Source organism: Porphyrobacter sp. HT-58-2 (assembly GCF_002952215.1).
Taxonomy (GTDB): domain Bacteria; phylum Pseudomonadota; class Alphaproteobacteria; order Sphingomonadales; family Sphingomonadaceae; genus Erythrobacter.
On the sequence record NZ_CP022600.1, the window covers coordinates 141,328 to 156,295 of the forward strand.

Consider the following 14,968-nt stretch of genomic DNA (forward strand, 5'->3'; position numbering starts at 1 on the left):
CGAGGGATGCAGGGGCGCGAGGCCCCTGCCCCTTACTCCGCTGCCTCCAGCATCTCGCCGTCGTCGTCCTCGTCGAGGATCGACTTAAGTTCGACGTTGAGGCCGAGGCTGCGCATTTCCTTCACGAGCACGTTGAAGCTCTCCGGAATACCGGCCTCGAAGGTGTCGTCGCCCTTGACGATCGCTTCGTAGACCTTGGTGCGGCCGACCACGTCGTCGGACTTCACCGTCAGCATTTCCTGCAAGGTGTAGGCCGCGCCGTAGGCCTGGAGCGCCCAGACCTCCATTTCCCCGAAGCGCTGGCCGCCGAACTGCGCCTTGCCGCCCAGCGGCTGCTGGGTGACGAGGCTGTACGGCCCGATCGAACGCGCGTGGATCTTGTCGTCGACAAGGTGGTGGAGCTTGAGCATGTAGATGATGCCCACGGTCACCTTGCGGTCGAACGCCTCGCCGGTGCGGCCGTCATAAAGGACGCTCTGGCCCGAGGAATCGATCCCCGCCTTGACCAGCATGTCCGAAACGTCGGCTTCGCGCGCACCGTCGAACACCGGGGTCCCCATCGGCACACCGGCCGAAAGGTTGCCCGCGAGTTCCACGATATCTGCGGTCGAGCGGCTTTCGAGGTCTTCGACATATTGCTCGCCGTAGATGTCCTTGAGGCGTTCAAGAACCGCTGCGGGCGGGGCAACGTTCGCGTAGTCGGAAGCCGCATTCGGATTGGCAGCGCGCCAATCGTCCAGCATGCCCTTGATCTCGTGACCCAAGGCGCGGGCCGCAAAGCCAAGGTGCGTCTCGAAGATCTGCCCGACGTTCATGCGCGACGGCACGCCCAGCGGGTTGAGCACGAGGTCGACCGGGGTGCCATCCTCAAGGAACGGCATGTCCTCGACCGGCAGGATGCGGCTGATCACACCCTTGTTCCCGTGACGGCCGGCCATCTTGTCGCCCGGCTGCAGCTTGCGCTTCACCGCGACGAAGACCTTGACCATCTTGAGCACGCCCGGAGCGAGTTCATCACCACGCTCCAGCTTTTCCTTGCGGTCATGGAACTTGGCATCGATCAGCGCGACGGCTTCGTCGTACTGGCTCTTCACCGCCTCGATCTGCGCCTGACGGCCATCATCGGCAACCGCGAACTTGAACCATTCGTGGCGCTCGACACCTTCGAGCAGTTCCTCGGTGATGACCTCGCCCTTCTTCAGCCCCTTGGGAGCAGCCGAAGCGGTCTGCCCGAGCAGCATGTCCTTGAGGCGGTTGTAGGTCGCACGGTTGAGGATGTTGCGTTCGTCCGCGGCGTCCTTGCGGAGGCGTTCGATTTCCTCGTTCTGGATCGCACGGGTACGGTCATCGATCTCGATCCCGTGACGGTTGAACACGCGCACTTCGACGATGGTGCCGGCAACGCCCGGGGGCAGACGCAGAGAGGTGTCACGCACGTCGCTCGCCTTTTCGCCGAAGATCGCGCGCAGCAGCTTTTCTTCCGGGGTCATCGGGGATTCACCCTTGGGGGTGATCTTGCCGACGAGAATGTCACCGGGATGCACTTCCGCGCCGATATAGACGATGCCCGCCTCGTCGAGGTTGCGCAGTGCTTCCTCGCCGACGTTGGGGATGTCGCGGGTGATGTCTTCCGGCCCGAGCTTGGTGTCGCGGGCCATGACTTCGAACTCCTCGATGTGGATCGAGGTGAAGACGTCATCCTTCACGATGCGTTCGCTGATCAGGATCGAGTCTTCGTAGTTGTAGCCATTCCACGGCATGAACGCGACGAGGCTGTTCTTGCCCAGCGCCAGTTCGCCCAGATCGGTCGAGGGGCCATCGGCGATGATGTCGCCCTGCTCGATCACGTCACCCACCTTCACCAGCGGACGCTGGTTGATGCAGGTGTTCTGGTTCGAACGCTGGAACTTCTGCAGGGTGTAGATGTCCACGCCCGACTGGCCGGGTTCGACATCGCCGATCGCGCGGATCACGATACGGGTCGCATCGACCTGATCGACGATCCCGCCGCGCTTGGCCGCAATCGCCGCGCCGGAATCCCGCGCAACGGTTTCTTCCATCCCGGTGCCGACCCAGGGCGCTTCCGCCTTCACGAGCGGCACGGCCTGACGCTGCATGTTCGAGCCCATCAGCGCGCGGTTGGCGTCGTCGTTTTCAAGGAACGGGATCAGCGAGGCCGCGACCGAGACGAGCTGCTTGGGGCTGACGTCCATCAGCGTGATCTGCTCACGCGGGGCCATCAGGTTGTCGCCATTGTGACGCGCCGAGACCAGCTCTTCGACGAACGAGCCGTCGGCGTTCAGTTCCGCCGAGGCCTGCGCCACGGTGTGCTTCTGCTCTTCCATCGCGGAGAGGTAGATCACGTCGCCGGTCACCTTGCCGTCCACCACCTTGCGGTAGGGGGTTTCGATGAAGCCGTACTTGTTGACGCGGCTGAAGCTCGCCGGCGAGTTGATCAGACCGATGTTCGGGCCTTCCGGCGTTTCGATCGGGCAGATGCGGCCATAGTGCGTCGGGTGAACGTCGCGCACTTCGAAGCCCGCGCGCTCACGCGTCAGACCACCCGGCCCGAGCGCCGAAACGCGGCGCTTGTGGGTGACTTCCGAGAGCGGGTTGGTCTGGTCCATGAACTGCGACAGCTGCGAGGAACCGAAGAACTCGCGCACCGCGGCCACGGCGGGCTTGGCGTTGATGAGGTCGTTCGGCATGACGGTCGACACATCGACCGAGCTCATGCGCTCCTTCACGGCGCGCTCCATGCGCAGCAGGCCGACGCGGTACTGGTTTTCCAGCAGTTCGCCGACCGAACGCACGCGGCGGTTGCCGAGGTTGTCGATGTCGTCGACTTCGCCCTTGCCGTCCTTGAGGCCGACCAGCTCCTTCACCACCGCGAGGATATCTTCCTTGCGCAGCGTGGTGACGGTGTCCTCGCACTCAAGGCCCAGACGCATGTTGAGCTTAACGCGGCCCACGGCCGACAGGTCATAGCGTTCGGCATCGAAGAACAGGCCTTCGAACAGCGCCTCGGCGGTTTCCTTCGTCGGCGGCTCGCCCGGACGCATGACCTTGTAGATCGCCTCCAGACCCTCGTCGCGGTTCTCGGCCTTGTCGGCCTTGAGCGTGTTGCGGATCCACGGCCCGGTGTTGACTTCATCGATGTCGAGCAGCGCAAGACGGTCGATCCCGGCCTTGTCGAAGGCCTCGACATGCTCGAGCGTCACTTCATCACCGGCTTCGATGTAGATGCGGCCCGTGCTTTCATCGATCATGTCAGCGGCAGCATAGCGGCTGACGACTTCCTCGGTCGGCAGCAAGAGTTCAGCAAGGCCATCCTTGGCTGCCTTGTTGGCTGCACGCGGGCTGATCTTCTGGCCGGCGGGGAAGATTTCCTCACCCGTGGCGGCGTCGACCAGCGCGAAGGCCGGCTTGGCATTGCGCCATTGCTCGGCAACGAACGGGATTTTCCATCCGTCCTTCGCGCGCTCCCAGGTGACGGTGTCGTAGAAGTGATTGAGGATGCCCTCACCATCAAGACCGAGCGCATAGAGCAGCGCAGTGACCGGCAGCTTGCGCTTGCGGTCGATGCGGACGTTGACGATGTCCTTGGCGTCGAATTCGAAATCCAGCCACGATCCGCGATAGGGGATCACGCGGGCAGCAAACAGCAGCTTGCCCGAGGAGTGGGTCTTGCCGCGATCATGATCGAACAGCACGCCCGGCGAACGGTGCATCTGCGACACGATCACGCGCTCGGTGCCGTTGATGATGAAGGTGCCGTTCTCGGTCATGAGCGGCATATCGCCCATGTAGACGTCCTGCTCCTTGATATCGAGGACGGAGCGGGTTTCGGTTTCGCTGTCCACCTCGAACACGATCAGGCGCAGGGTGACCTTCATCGGGGCGGCGTAGGTGATGCCGCGCTGACGGCACTCGGTGGTGTCGTACTTGGGCTCTTCGAGTTCGTAATGCACGAAATCGAGCTCGGCGGTGCCGGCGAAATCGCGGATCGGGAACACCGAGCGCAGCGTCTTCTCGAGGCCCGAGACATAGCCCGTCGCCTTGTCCGAGCGCAGGAACTGTTCGTAGCTTTCGCGCTGAACCTCGATCAGGTTCGGCATCTGCACCACTTCGTGAATGTCACCGAAGATCTTGCGGATGCGCTTCTTGGCGGTCCCTTGGGCCTTGCGGCTGCGGGTGACGGGCGGCTTCGCCTTGGTTGCCATGGAGGGGTCGTGCCTCTTTGATTGGGCCGCGAGAGGAGAGGCCTCGCGCGGACGGGAAAAACGCTGTCGTTCCACGCGAATCGCTCGGCCATTCCAACGCACAAAAGCCGCACGCCAAACTCCGCCTTTAAAGCGGTGTCGGCAGCAGCCTCCCGGTGTCCGTCGCGTAAATGGCCTTCGCCGCTTCCATCCTGAGGCCGATTCCCGCGCATGAATCAGCCCTGCTCGAAGCGAGCGAGAGCGCGCGATTTAGGGGCGCCATCCATCTGTGTCAATGCTGCAGCTTTACGCAAGCGCAGGCCTGCGCGCCTTTCCTACCCCGGAGGAAAGGCGCAGGAGCCCGGGGCGGTTCTTTCGCATCGTCAGCCCCCCCCTCCCCGTTCGCTCGCCGACACGGCGCGCGACAAAGGCCTCCCCCCGTGTCCGTCAGCTTGCTTTCTTGAACGCTAGAGCTTTGCAAACATGGGATAATTCGGCTCTCCACAAAGTTGACACGGTGTCAACTTTGTAAAGCTTATTCGCAGCAAATTTCCGAAAAACGAGACCAAGAATATCGTTTTTCAATATTATTGATTGACGATAAGCCGCGAATCGGATTAGAAGCGATTTATTGAATAACAATGTGCCCTCGAAAGGAAAACGATATGTCCCGCCTTGCCAACACCGCCCTTGCCGCCTGTGCCGCGCTGGTGCTCTCGCTTAGCTCGATTGGCGCGATCGTCACCGTGCCACCTGCCCAGGCAGCAGCGCCTACCGCACTTGCAACTGTCGAGCTCGCTTGAGCGCGCAACCGGAGACATGATCATGACCCTCGCAAAAGACGACTTGCTGCTCAAACTCGGCAAAGTGATTGCCCTGATCCTTCAGGCTCTTTGTGTGGTGGGAGGAGGCATTTTTCTCTTCCTCATCGTGTTTGTCATGCTGCTGAGCCAAGGATTGCTGCCCGGGCCGGTCGACGCCAACTCCCTCCCTGACGTGACAAGGTTCCCGCTTTTGTCGGCCGGTATCGGCGTCACAGTCATGGCAAACTTTGCAGCGATGTTTGTCTTCTTCGGCAAGATGCGTCTGCTGATCGCCAGCGCCAGCCAGGGCGACCCCTTCATCCCCGACAACGCACGGCGCCTCAACGCGATGGCATGGCTGCTTCTGGCCTCGCAGGTCCTGACCGTGATCGTCGGAGAACTTCGCGTCTATGGCTTCAGCCTTATCGACCCCCAAAGTAAGAGCACACTCGACATCAGCCCTACCGATCTGGCTGGCTTCCTGATCGTTCTGGTGCTCTTCATCCTCGCCCGCGTGTTCCGCCATGGAGCGGCGATGCGCGAAGACCTCGAAGGAACAGTGTGATGCCGCCCAGCAACCACGATCTCGAAGGAGCCCGCATCATGGTAAAGCTCGACGACCTGCTCTATGCCCGCCGCATGACGCTGACCGAGCTGGCCGAGCGCGTGGGTCTCACCCTCGCCAACCTGTCGATCCTCAAGACCGGCAAGGCCAAGGCGATCCGCTTTTCCACCCTAGCCGCGATCTGCCGGGAACTGGAATGCCAGCCGGGCGACCTGCTTGCCTATAGCGCCGAGGAGAGCTGAAAGCACCAATCCGCTTGACTCTCGACGCCAATCCCCTAGAGGCCCGCTCCGACCGGCGGGCCTCGTGCTTTCGCCGCGTCATCCGTCCGAGACAGTTGGTGCGGGCAATCAGGCCCGCTTAATGTCCAGCCTAGACGGGGAAACGAGATTTCGCAGGCGGCCAGATGATGGCGCGCCCTGCTTGTGCCTACAAGCACACCCTCCTTCCCTATCGACGGACTCGCCCGTGCTCGGAGCCCTCGCGGCCCTGCGCATGGACAAAACGTAGCCGGTCGCCCGGGGGAGCCATTTCCCGTGCGATCACATGTGAAGGAGTATGGCATGGATCGTTCGCAGAAAGCCGACGCGGTTGCCCAGCTCAATGCGGTCTTCAACGAGGTCGGCGTGGTGGTTGTCACCCGCAACCTCGGCATGACGGTGGCCCAGTCCACCGACCTGCGGAACAAGATGCGCGATGCTGGTGCGTCCTACAAGGTTGCGAAGAACCGTCTCGCCAAGCTCGCCCTCAAGGACACCGACTATGTCGGGCTGGATGACATGCTCACCGGCCCGGTCGGGCTGGCCTGGTCGAATGACCCGGTCGCGGCTGCCAAGGCCGCTGTCGATTTCGCCAAGTCGAATGACAAGCTCGAAATCGTCGGCGGTTCGATGGGTTCGGTCGTTCTCGACGAAGCCGGGATCAAGGCGCTTGCCTCGATGCCGAGCCTCGACGAACTGCGCGCCAAGCTCGTCGGCCTGGTCAACGCCCCGGCGACGAAGATCGCTCAGGTCGTTACCGCACCTGCCGCGAAGGTCGCCCGTGTGTTCGCCGCTTACGCGGACAAGGCAGCTTAAGAGACGTTTTTCGCCAGACGAAACAATCTGTTGGAGCAAATCCGCTCCGCCAAAATTTTGGAGTAAACCATCATGGCCGATATTGCCAAGCTTGTTGAAGAACTGTCGCAGCTGACCGTGCTTGAAGCTGCCGAACTCGCCAAGGCCCTCGAAGAAGCATGGGGCGTCAGCGCCGCTGCTGCGGTGGCTGTGGCTGCTGCCCCGGGTGCCGGCGGCGACGCACCGGCTGCTGAAGAGCAGACCGAATTCGACGTCATCCTGACCGGCGACGGCGGCAAGAAGATCCAGGTCATCAAGGAAGTCCGCGCCATCACCGGCCTGGGCCTGACCGAAGCCAAGACCCTCGTGGAATCGGCTCCGAAGGCTCTCAAGGAAGGCGTGAACAAGGCCGAAGCCGAAGAGATCAAGAAGAAGATCGAAGAAGCCGGCGGCACCGTCGAGCTGAAGTAAGCTCGATCCCGCGGTCACTCGACCGACATCGGAAGGGCAGCGCCAGCAATGGTGCTGCCCTTTTTTGCGTTTACCTTCGGTAGTTTGCTGTTAGTTGAGATGCGAGGTTTTCGGGAAGAATGCCTCACAACAAGGGGGCACAATTCAATGAAGATTAGATTTCTGGCGCTCGCAGTAGTGGCGGGCGTCTCGCTTGGCGGCTGCGCAACCGTCCTCAATGGCACCAATGTCGATTACATGACCCAAACCGATCCGAGCGGTGCTGACGTGGTGTTTCTGAACGGGCTGAAATGCACATCGCCCTGCACGCTCGAACTCAAGCGCGGCACGGACACGCGGGTCGACATTTCGAAGCCCGGCTACGAACCGACCTATGTCCTCGTGCAGTCCCGCCTTGCCGGCTCGGCCTTCGGCAACATCCTCGCTGGCGGGATCATCGGTGGGGTCGTGGATGGAGGCAACGGCGCGAGCAACACGCTGTTCCCGCGCCCGCTGAAACTGCGCCTCGCACCGGCCGGGTCGGGCCAGCCAGCGATGCTGCTCGACAAGGACGGCAACGAAATCATGTCGGTCGACGAGCATAATGAGAAGGTGCGCGCCGACGTCGCCAAGACCATCGGCGCCGACCTTGCCGGAATGGGCAGCGGCAGCACCAACTGATCCCTGTTTCAGGGCAAGTGCGGAGGAGCGCTGCCCGCGATGGTGGCGCTCCTTTTGCTTGCCTCAATAACCTGCTCCACTGAATGTCGAGAGGCACAACACGGCAACCACCGCAGGTGGCAGCCGGACGTTCCCCGAATCGTTAACGCAGGAAATGCAACCGTGTAGGATCGGGACGATTCCTCGGCTGTCACACCGAAGTTACTTTACACCCTGTTAATAACCCCTAACATCACCTTACCGAGTCGCCGAGTCGTTGAGACTTCGAACGTTCAATGGGGAGGATACCCCAGTTCCACGTTCCTTGGTTTGTTTGGGGGATATCATGCGTGTTGTGAAAGCGATTCTGCTGGCTAGCGGGCTGATGCTTGCTTCCCCGCTGGCAGCGCAGGATCTGATCCACCAGCCGATCAGCCCGACCTTTGGCGGAAACCCGTTCAATTCCCAACATGTGCTTGGCGTCGCCAACGCCAACAATGATTTCCGCGACCCGCGCGCAACCTCTTCAAATTCGCAGGCAGACATCTTCGCGCGGCAACTTCAGTCGCGGCTGCTGTCCGCGCTGTCCTCGCAGATCGTCGATGCGATCTTCGGCGACAACCCGCAGGAATCGGGGACGATCAGCTTCGGCGGGCAGACCATCGAGTTCTTCCGTTCGCTGGAAGAAGTCACGCTTATCATCCGCAACGACACCACGGGTGAGGAAACCCGCATTGTCGTCCCGCTCTTCATCGAAGTGGACTGAAGGGCTAACGGGATGCGAAAGATCTTCTCTCTTCCTGTTGCTGCGCTGGCTGGCCTGGCACTGTCCGGCTGCATGAGCATGCCGCAGGACGGTCGGAATTCCATGCCGACCACCACCAGCCTGGCCTACTTCCCGAAGAAGACACAGACGCAGACCTTGCTGAACCAGCTGCCCGCACCGCAGCGGCCGGTCGCCATTGCAGTCTATGGCTTCACCGACCAGACCGGTCAGTTCAAGCCAAGCGCGCAGGGCCAGACCCTGTCGCGTGCCGTGACTCAGGGCGCGGGCTCGATGCTGGTCAAGGCGCTGCAGGATGCGGGCAACCGCAACTGGTTCACCGTTGTCGAGCGTGAACGGCTGGATAACCTGCTGAAGGAACGCCAGATCATCGGCGAGATGCGCAAGCGCTATCTTGGTGAACAGGAAGTCGATCCCAATGCCCTGCCTGCGCTGCTGTTTGCAGGCGTGCTGCTGGAAGGCGGGATTGTCGGCTATGATACCAACACCGTCACCGGCGGCGCAGGCGCGGCCTTCCTCGGGATCGGGGCGCGCACCGAATATCGCCAGGATACGGTGACCGTCTATCTGCGCGCTGTCTCGGTGCGCACCGGCGAGGTGCTCGCCAATGTCACAGCCTCCAAGACCATCGCCAGTCAGGCATTGGGCGCGAGCGCCTTCAAGTTCGTTGCCTTCCGCGAACTGCTGGAGGCTGAGGCTGGCATCACTTCGAACGAGCCTGATCAGGTCGCGCTTCAGCAAGCGATCGAAAAGGCTGTCTACGGCCTCGTGCTTGAGGGCGTGGAGCTCGATCTTTGGCGCTTCGACGACATGTCGGCAGCGCAATCCCTGCTTGCCGCCTACCGGGCTGAGCGGGACGGAGTTTACGACGCCAGCGACATCCAGAAGGCAGTCAAGCGGGCAGGCTCGCTGACTGCGCTCACTGTGGTCGATGGCGAAAAGGACAAGGACCGACGCGACGGATCGTGACGGGTTAGAGGGGTTTCCCAAGGGTCGGACGGCCTGAGGGAATGGATCACAAGAGCGCTTAACGCGCCGGCTGGGCCGCAAAAATAAGCACGCAAAGGAGCGGCAACTCCGATGCGCGCGAGGAAAGGTATGCGATCACCTGTGTGACCCGGCGTCTCATCGCGCCGTGGCCAACGCTTGGTATCGCCTATCGTCAAGGCGGATGCAACCATGAATGCCGAGCGTTTTGTTAATGATGGCCCTTCGGCCCCGGCACCCGCGCTTTCAGCGGGAACCCACGCGTGGGTCGCGCGCCGCTTCGACCTCCACCTCCGCACCATTTGCCCGACATCCGCGACGCATGAACGTCGGCGGAGCCGGTCGCTTTCGCACGTGATTGAGATGACAGAAGGAACTGAACAATGAAGATGATGATCAAGACCGGCGCCTCCGTTCTGGCGCTTGCGCTGGCCGGCACCGCCGTTGCGCAGTCGAATACGTCGAATGTGGAACAAACCGGCACCAACGAAGCGGCGACCGTCGCGCAGAATGGTGGCGGTACCAACACTAGCCAGATCGATCAGGACGGCACCAACAACAGCGCCTTCGTCACCCAGACGAGCACCGCTGGCGATGCCAACTCCTCCACGATCCTTCAGGCAGCGGGCTCCAGCGGCAACACTGCCGACGTCGATCAGATCGGCGAAGGCAACGTCAGCGATGTGGAGCAGGAAGGCGATGCAAGCACCGTCACCGTCAGCCAGAACGGCACTGACAACGCATCGACCGTCTCGCAGGATTCGACTCTCGCTATCACCAGCGTGATCCAGACCGGCAACCAGAACGAAAGCGCGGTTGCGCAGTCGGGCACCCTCGCATCGGTAGCTGTGACCCAGAACAACGCGGACGGCAGCGAGGAAGGTAATGACTCCTTCGTCGACCAGAGCGGCAGCGGCGCGACCGTGACTGTGATTCAGGATGGTCAGCTCAACATCTCCACCGTGACCCAGACGGGCTCGGCCGCGGGTGTGACGGTGACCCAGAACGGTGAAGACAACGACTCGCTGATCGATCAGACTGGGTCGGGTGCGACCATCAATGTCGCACAGGACGGCACCGGCAACGACAGTGACGTGACCCAGTCGGCCAGTCTTGCCTCGGTCGATGTCGATCAGGACGGTACCGACAACGTCTCGAACGTCGACCAGATCGCCGGCAACTCGACCATCGACGTCACCCAGAACGGCATCGAGAACGATTCCGAAGTTACCGGCATTGCCAACGGCTCCGACGTGACGGTCAACCAGCAGGGCAACGGCAATGAATCGACCGTGACCCAGAATGCCGCGAGCCAGCAGTTCAACGTGCCGTTCCTCGGTTCGGTGACGCTGCCGGTTCTCAACGAAAACCAGAGCGCTTCGGTTAGCCAGAGTGGCAACGACAATCAGGCCGCAGTCGCTCAGTACGGTCGCAATCAGGTCGCAACCGTTACCCAGATCGGTGACGGCAACACTTCCGGCAATCGTGTCGGACCGGCGGGTATCATCCAGGTCGGGGAAAACCAGACTGCCAACCTAACCCAGGGCGGAAACGGCAACAACTCGTCGATCGAGCAGGGTACCAACGGGAACTTCTTCGTCCTCACCGGCGCGGCAAGCGATGGCAACATCGCCAACGTGACCCAGAACGGTGACGACGGGGAATCCAGCGTGACCCAGAACGGTGACAACAACACCGCAACGGTCAATCAGTTGGACGGCGGTCTCTTCAATGAAGCGACCATCGCTCAGCTCGGCAACAACAACTCTGCCAGCATCACGCAAGGGGCCACCGGCAACATGGCTGACATCAGCCAGACCGGCAATGGCCACTCGGCGATTGTGATCCAGAACCAGCCTTAACGCAGATCCATGCCGCCCGGTGAGTGGAGGGCGCAGCCTCACCGGGTGTTCGGCATCAAGCAAGATTTAAGGAAACCATACCATGAAGAAAATTCTCATCACCACAGCGTCGATTGCGGCACTGGCCGCAGCATCACCCGTGCTTGGCCAGAGCACGTCGACGATCGATCAGATCGGCAATGGCAACACCGGGACGGTGTCCCAGTCGGGCGACAACACCTCCGACATCGACCAGAACGGCAATGACAATGCTGCTTCGGCGACCCAGACCGGTTCGGGCAACAGCTCGACCATCGATCAGGACTCGCTGGGCGCTGGTGCCTTTGTCACCCAAACCGGCGACAACAACACCTCGACGATCACGCAGGTCGATGCCTCGACGCAAAACACGCTCGGCCTGCCGTCTGACCCGGAATCGACCGTGGTTCAGGCCGGCAACAACAACATGTCGACAGTCGATCAGAACGCTGTCGCACCGGGCTACAATCTGGTCGCCAACGTCACGCAGAATAATGACGACAACGTCTCGACCGCAAATCAGGATGCTCTCGGCCCGAACTGGACCGGCTCGCTGCGTCTGACCGTTACCCAGAACGGAGCCTCCAACTCGATCGTCAACCAGACTGCAGCCAACGCCAATGCACGTGACCTGCAGGCAATCGTGACGCAGACTGACTCGAATTCGACCATCAATCAGTTCGCAGACGGCTGGAACGCGACCAAGCTTATGGCCCGTGTCGAGCAGCAGAGCGGCTCGGCATCGACCATCAACCAGACCGCAAGCGGGTTCGAGTCGGGCGATCTGTTCGCTCGCGTGACGCAGAGCAACGGTGCAATTGCGAACATCGATCAGACCGCCTTGGGTCAGGCTTCGGTCAATCAGGACGCGATCGTCACGCAGAACGGTGCCAGCACCACCAACATCACGCAGACCTTCAATGGAGCAGGTGCCAATACCTTCTCCGCAACGGTCAATCAGACGGGGGACGGCAACCTTGCCAACGTCACCCAGCGTGACCTAGGCTTTACCGCTGTGGGCAATGCCGACCAGAACCTGTTCGCCAACGTCAATCAGGTTGGGGACGGCAACACCACCAATCTGATCCAGGAGAACAAGACCGCGACTGCGGATGTCGACCAGCTCGGCGATGGCAACACTGTCACCGCGTTCCAGACCGCTGCGGGCATGGATCTGATCGTGCTGCAAACCGGTGATGGCAACACCTCGACCTCGAACCAGAGCGGGCTGAACAACGCAGCCGACGTTCTACAGGCTGGCGTCGGGGCGACTTCGACTATCAACCAGTCGGGGCGCAACGATCTCGCCTTTGTCGATCAGCTGGTCGGTTCGGATGGCTCTGCCTCGACCATCACGCAGACGGGTGCAGGCGGCGCGCGTTCGGAAAACCGGGCCGATGTTACTCAAGAGGGCCTGTCGAACGTCTCCTTCGTTACACAGGACGGCTTCAACAGCACCGCTGATCTTCTGCAGTCGGGCGACGGGAACGAATCGAACATCACCCAGACCGGGACGGTCGACGGCTTCGGCAACCTCGCCGACGTGACTCAGTCGGGCAATGGCAACGAATCGAACATTCTTCAGAACGGCTCGCTCAACTCGGCGACAGTCACTCAGTCGAGCGACGGCAACCTGTCGAACATCAGCCAGACCGGCAACGGCGGCTCGGTGATCGTCACGCAGGGCTTCTGAACCGATTGCTCCGGGCGGGGCGATGACCTCGCCCGGAACACAACAACCGGGGGGTTGTACCCCGGGTCGCACTTCCGAGAAATCACAAGCCACTGACTTCATGAAGGAACTTGAGATGAAAAATATGATCATGGCCGGCGCTTCGATGCTGGCCCTCGCCCTTGCTGCTCCGGCCTTTGCCCAGAGCAACGATTCCACCGTCGTCCAGACCGGCAGTGGTCAGACCGCGACTGTTACCCAAGACGGCAGCGGCAACGAATCCGATGTCGAGCAGGGTGGCAATGGCAATATTGCCACAGTCGATCAGGACGGCACCGACGGCTTTTCGAGCGTCGTCCAAACCGGCAGCGCCAACGAAGCCACCATTGATCAGACCTCGATCGAGGGCTTCATCGACGTGGTCCAGAACGGTGCAAACAACACTGCCAACGTGACCCAGAACGATGCCTCGGGCAATGACAGCATCGGCATTCAGCCGGTCGGCACAGCCGATCCGGAGGCTCGCATCAATCAGCAGGGCAATGGCAACGATTCTGCGATCAGCCAGACCAACGTGGTTGGCAGTTTCAACCTGATTGCCGACAACAACCAGACCGGCGACGACAATATCTCGAGCATCACTCAGGCCGCCAACGGCCCGGGCTTCACCGGCACACTGCGCGCCACGGTGAACCAGACCAATGGTGCTGACTCGATCGTCACCCAGACTGCCAACAACGGTTCGAAGAACTTCCGTGCCGATGTGACCCAAGATGATTCCACATCGACCGTGATCCAGACCGGCAATGCCTCGACTGGCAGCAACAACCCGGCGCTGCGCGCCCTCGTTAACCAGACGGGCGGCTCGGACTCGAGCATCAGTCAGACGGTCAATGGTGCAGGTGGCGGCGATCTGTTCGCCTCTGTCAACCAGGCGGACGGGGCGAGCTCGACGATCACGCAAAGCGCCAATGGTGCGAATTCAGTGACGCAGGATGCGATCGTCAACCAGACCGGCGCGAACGATTCGACCATCACCCAGAACTTCGACAACACTGGTTCGAATACCTTCCTCGCGACCGTCACACAGACGAACAGCAGCAACGTGTCGATTATCAATCAGGACGACAAGGCCCCGCTTACGCAGGCTGATTCGGGCTTGATTGCCACTGTTGTCCAGAACGGTTTCGACAATGACGCAACGATCAATCAGGACAACAAGGGCGCGACAGCAACCGTGACCCAGACGGGTGACGTCAACGATGCCTTTGTCGATCAGGATGGTGCCGGGCTTGATGCCAATATCTTCCAGTCTGGCAGCAACAACCTTGCCGATGTCAGCCAGATGGGCGGCCTCAATTCCGACGCCGACATCGATCAGTTGGGTGACAACAGCCGGGCTTTCGTCAACCAGAACTCGAGCGCCCGGAACGATACGGCTGTGGTGATGCAGCAGGTTGGCTCGTTCAACAACGATGCGACGATCAACCAGACCGGTATCAGCGGCTTCCAGTCGCTCAGCAGGGCTGAAATCGTGCAGACTGGCACCTCGAGCGATGGCGATGCGACGATCAATCAGAGCGGCCGCCGCAATGATGCGCTCACCACCCAGTCGGGCGTGAACAACTCGAGCATCACAACCCAGACCGGAACCGGTGCCGATGCGCTGAGCTACAACGAGGCGACCACGACGCAGACGGGCGACAACAACATTGCCGATGTCACGCAGGATGGGCTGCTGAACGTTTCGGAGCTCACCCAGCTGGGCAACGGCAATACCGCCACCGTGAGTCAGACCGACAGCGGCAACTTCTCGAACGTGAACCAGGTCGGCAACGGCAACAGCGCCATGGTCACGCAGAGCGGTCTCTGATCCTTTACTCCGGGCGGGGCCAGGCGGCTCCGCCCGG

At 61.3% G+C, this 14,968-nt stretch carries 12 protein-coding genes; 11 read left to right on the forward strand and 1 reads right to left on the reverse strand.

Annotated elements, in window-relative coordinates; genetic code table 11:
- Positions 1-32: 32 nt before the first annotated feature.
- Positions 33-4,223, reverse strand: coding sequence for a DNA-directed RNA polymerase subunit beta (gene rpoB, locus CHX26_RS00715; protein ID WP_104940717.1), 4,191 nt, complete (start codon positions 4,221-4,223; stop codon positions 33-35).
- 644 nt (positions 4,224-4,867) lie between these two features.
- Here rpoB and CHX26_RS15805 point away from each other — a divergent pair.
- From CHX26_RS15805 to CHX26_RS00765, 11 genes are all read left to right on the forward strand, one after another.
- Complete coding sequence (locus CHX26_RS15805) at positions 4,868-5,005, forward strand: hypothetical protein (RefSeq protein ID WP_172449631.1); 138 nt, start codon at positions 4,868-4,870, stop codon at positions 5,003-5,005.
- 16 nt (positions 5,006-5,021) lie between these two features.
- Positions 5,022-5,570, forward strand: a complete 549-nt coding sequence (locus CHX26_RS00720) for a DUF2975 domain-containing protein (RefSeq protein WP_104940718.1) — start codon at positions 5,022-5,024, stop codon at positions 5,568-5,570.
- Positions 5,570-5,812: a helix-turn-helix domain-containing protein gene (locus CHX26_RS00725; RefSeq protein ID WP_104940719.1), complete on the forward strand. Its 243-nt coding sequence runs from the start codon at positions 5,570-5,572 to the stop codon at positions 5,810-5,812. The genes CHX26_RS00720 and CHX26_RS00725 overlap by 1 nt, the downstream gene beginning before the upstream one ends.
- 321 nt (positions 5,813-6,133) lie before the next feature.
- Positions 6,134-6,646 carry a 50S ribosomal protein L10 gene (rplJ, locus tag CHX26_RS00730; protein ID WP_104940720.1) on the forward strand — a complete coding sequence of 171 codons (513 nt, stop codon included), beginning with the start codon at positions 6,134-6,136 and terminating at the stop codon, positions 6,644-6,646.
- A 72-nt stretch (positions 6,647-6,718) separates the two neighbouring features.
- Positions 6,719-7,096: a 50S ribosomal protein L7/L12 gene (gene rplL / locus CHX26_RS00735; protein WP_104940721.1), complete on the forward strand. Its 378-nt coding sequence runs from the start codon at positions 6,719-6,721 to the stop codon at positions 7,094-7,096.
- A 147-nt stretch (positions 7,097-7,243) separates the two neighbouring features.
- Positions 7,244-7,756, forward strand: coding sequence for a PEGA domain-containing protein (locus CHX26_RS00740; protein WP_104940722.1), 513 nt, complete (start codon positions 7,244-7,246; stop codon positions 7,754-7,756).
- Positions 7,757-8,081: 325 nt separating this feature from the next.
- A complete protein-coding gene (locus CHX26_RS00745) occupies positions 8,082-8,501 on the forward strand; it encodes a curli assembly protein CsgF (RefSeq protein ID WP_104940723.1) in 420 nt (139 codons plus the stop codon).
- A 102-nt stretch (positions 8,502-8,603) separates the two neighbouring features.
- On the forward strand, positions 8,604-9,488 hold the full coding sequence (locus tag CHX26_RS00750) for a CsgG/HfaB family protein (protein ID WP_233997211.1): 885 nt from the start codon (positions 8,604-8,606) through the stop codon (positions 9,486-9,488).
- Between the two features lie 401 nt (positions 9,489-9,889).
- On the forward strand, positions 9,890-11,368 hold the full coding sequence (locus CHX26_RS00755) for a beta strand repeat-containing protein (RefSeq protein WP_104940725.1): 1,479 nt from the start codon (positions 9,890-9,892) through the stop codon (positions 11,366-11,368).
- Positions 11,369-11,450: 82 nt separating this feature from the next.
- Complete coding sequence (locus CHX26_RS00760; protein WP_104940726.1) at positions 11,451-13,079, forward strand: beta strand repeat-containing protein; 1,629 nt, start codon at positions 11,451-11,453, stop codon at positions 13,077-13,079.
- A 115-nt stretch (positions 13,080-13,194) separates the two neighbouring features.
- Positions 13,195-14,931, forward strand: coding sequence for a beta strand repeat-containing protein (locus CHX26_RS00765; RefSeq protein ID WP_172449633.1), 1,737 nt, complete (start codon positions 13,195-13,197; stop codon positions 14,929-14,931).
- Positions 14,932-14,968: the final 37 nt, after the last annotated feature.

Excerpts from the sequence above, each read along its gene's own strand:
- rpoB (WP_104940717.1), bottom strand. The coding sequence starts at position 4,223 with ATGGCAACCAAGGCGAAGCCGCCCGTCACCCGCAGCCGCAAGGCCCAA.
- CHX26_RS15805 (WP_172449631.1), top strand. The coding sequence starts at position 4,868 with ATGTCCCGCCTTGCCAACACCGCCCTTGCCGCCTGTGCCGCGCTGGTG.
- CHX26_RS00720 (WP_104940718.1), top strand. The coding sequence starts at position 5,022 with ATGATCATGACCCTCGCAAAAGACGACTTGCTGCTCAAACTCGGCAAA.
- CHX26_RS00725 (WP_104940719.1), top strand. The coding sequence starts at position 5,570 with ATGCCGCCCAGCAACCACGATCTCGAAGGAGCCCGCATCATGGTAAAG.
- rplJ (WP_104940720.1), top strand. The coding sequence starts at position 6,134 with ATGGATCGTTCGCAGAAAGCCGACGCGGTTGCCCAGCTCAATGCGGTC.
- rplL (WP_104940721.1), top strand. The coding sequence starts at position 6,719 with ATGGCCGATATTGCCAAGCTTGTTGAAGAACTGTCGCAGCTGACCGTG.
- CHX26_RS00740 (WP_104940722.1), top strand. The coding sequence starts at position 7,244 with ATGAAGATTAGATTTCTGGCGCTCGCAGTAGTGGCGGGCGTCTCGCTT.
- CHX26_RS00745 (WP_104940723.1), top strand. The coding sequence starts at position 8,082 with ATGCGTGTTGTGAAAGCGATTCTGCTGGCTAGCGGGCTGATGCTTGCT.
- CHX26_RS00750 (WP_233997211.1), top strand. The coding sequence starts at position 8,604 with ATGCCGACCACCACCAGCCTGGCCTACTTCCCGAAGAAGACACAGACG.
- CHX26_RS00755 (WP_104940725.1), top strand. The coding sequence starts at position 9,890 with ATGAAGATGATGATCAAGACCGGCGCCTCCGTTCTGGCGCTTGCGCTG.
- CHX26_RS00760 (WP_104940726.1), top strand. The coding sequence starts at position 11,451 with ATGAAGAAAATTCTCATCACCACAGCGTCGATTGCGGCACTGGCCGCA.
- CHX26_RS00765 (WP_172449633.1), top strand. The coding sequence starts at position 13,195 with ATGAAAAATATGATCATGGCCGGCGCTTCGATGCTGGCCCTCGCCCTT.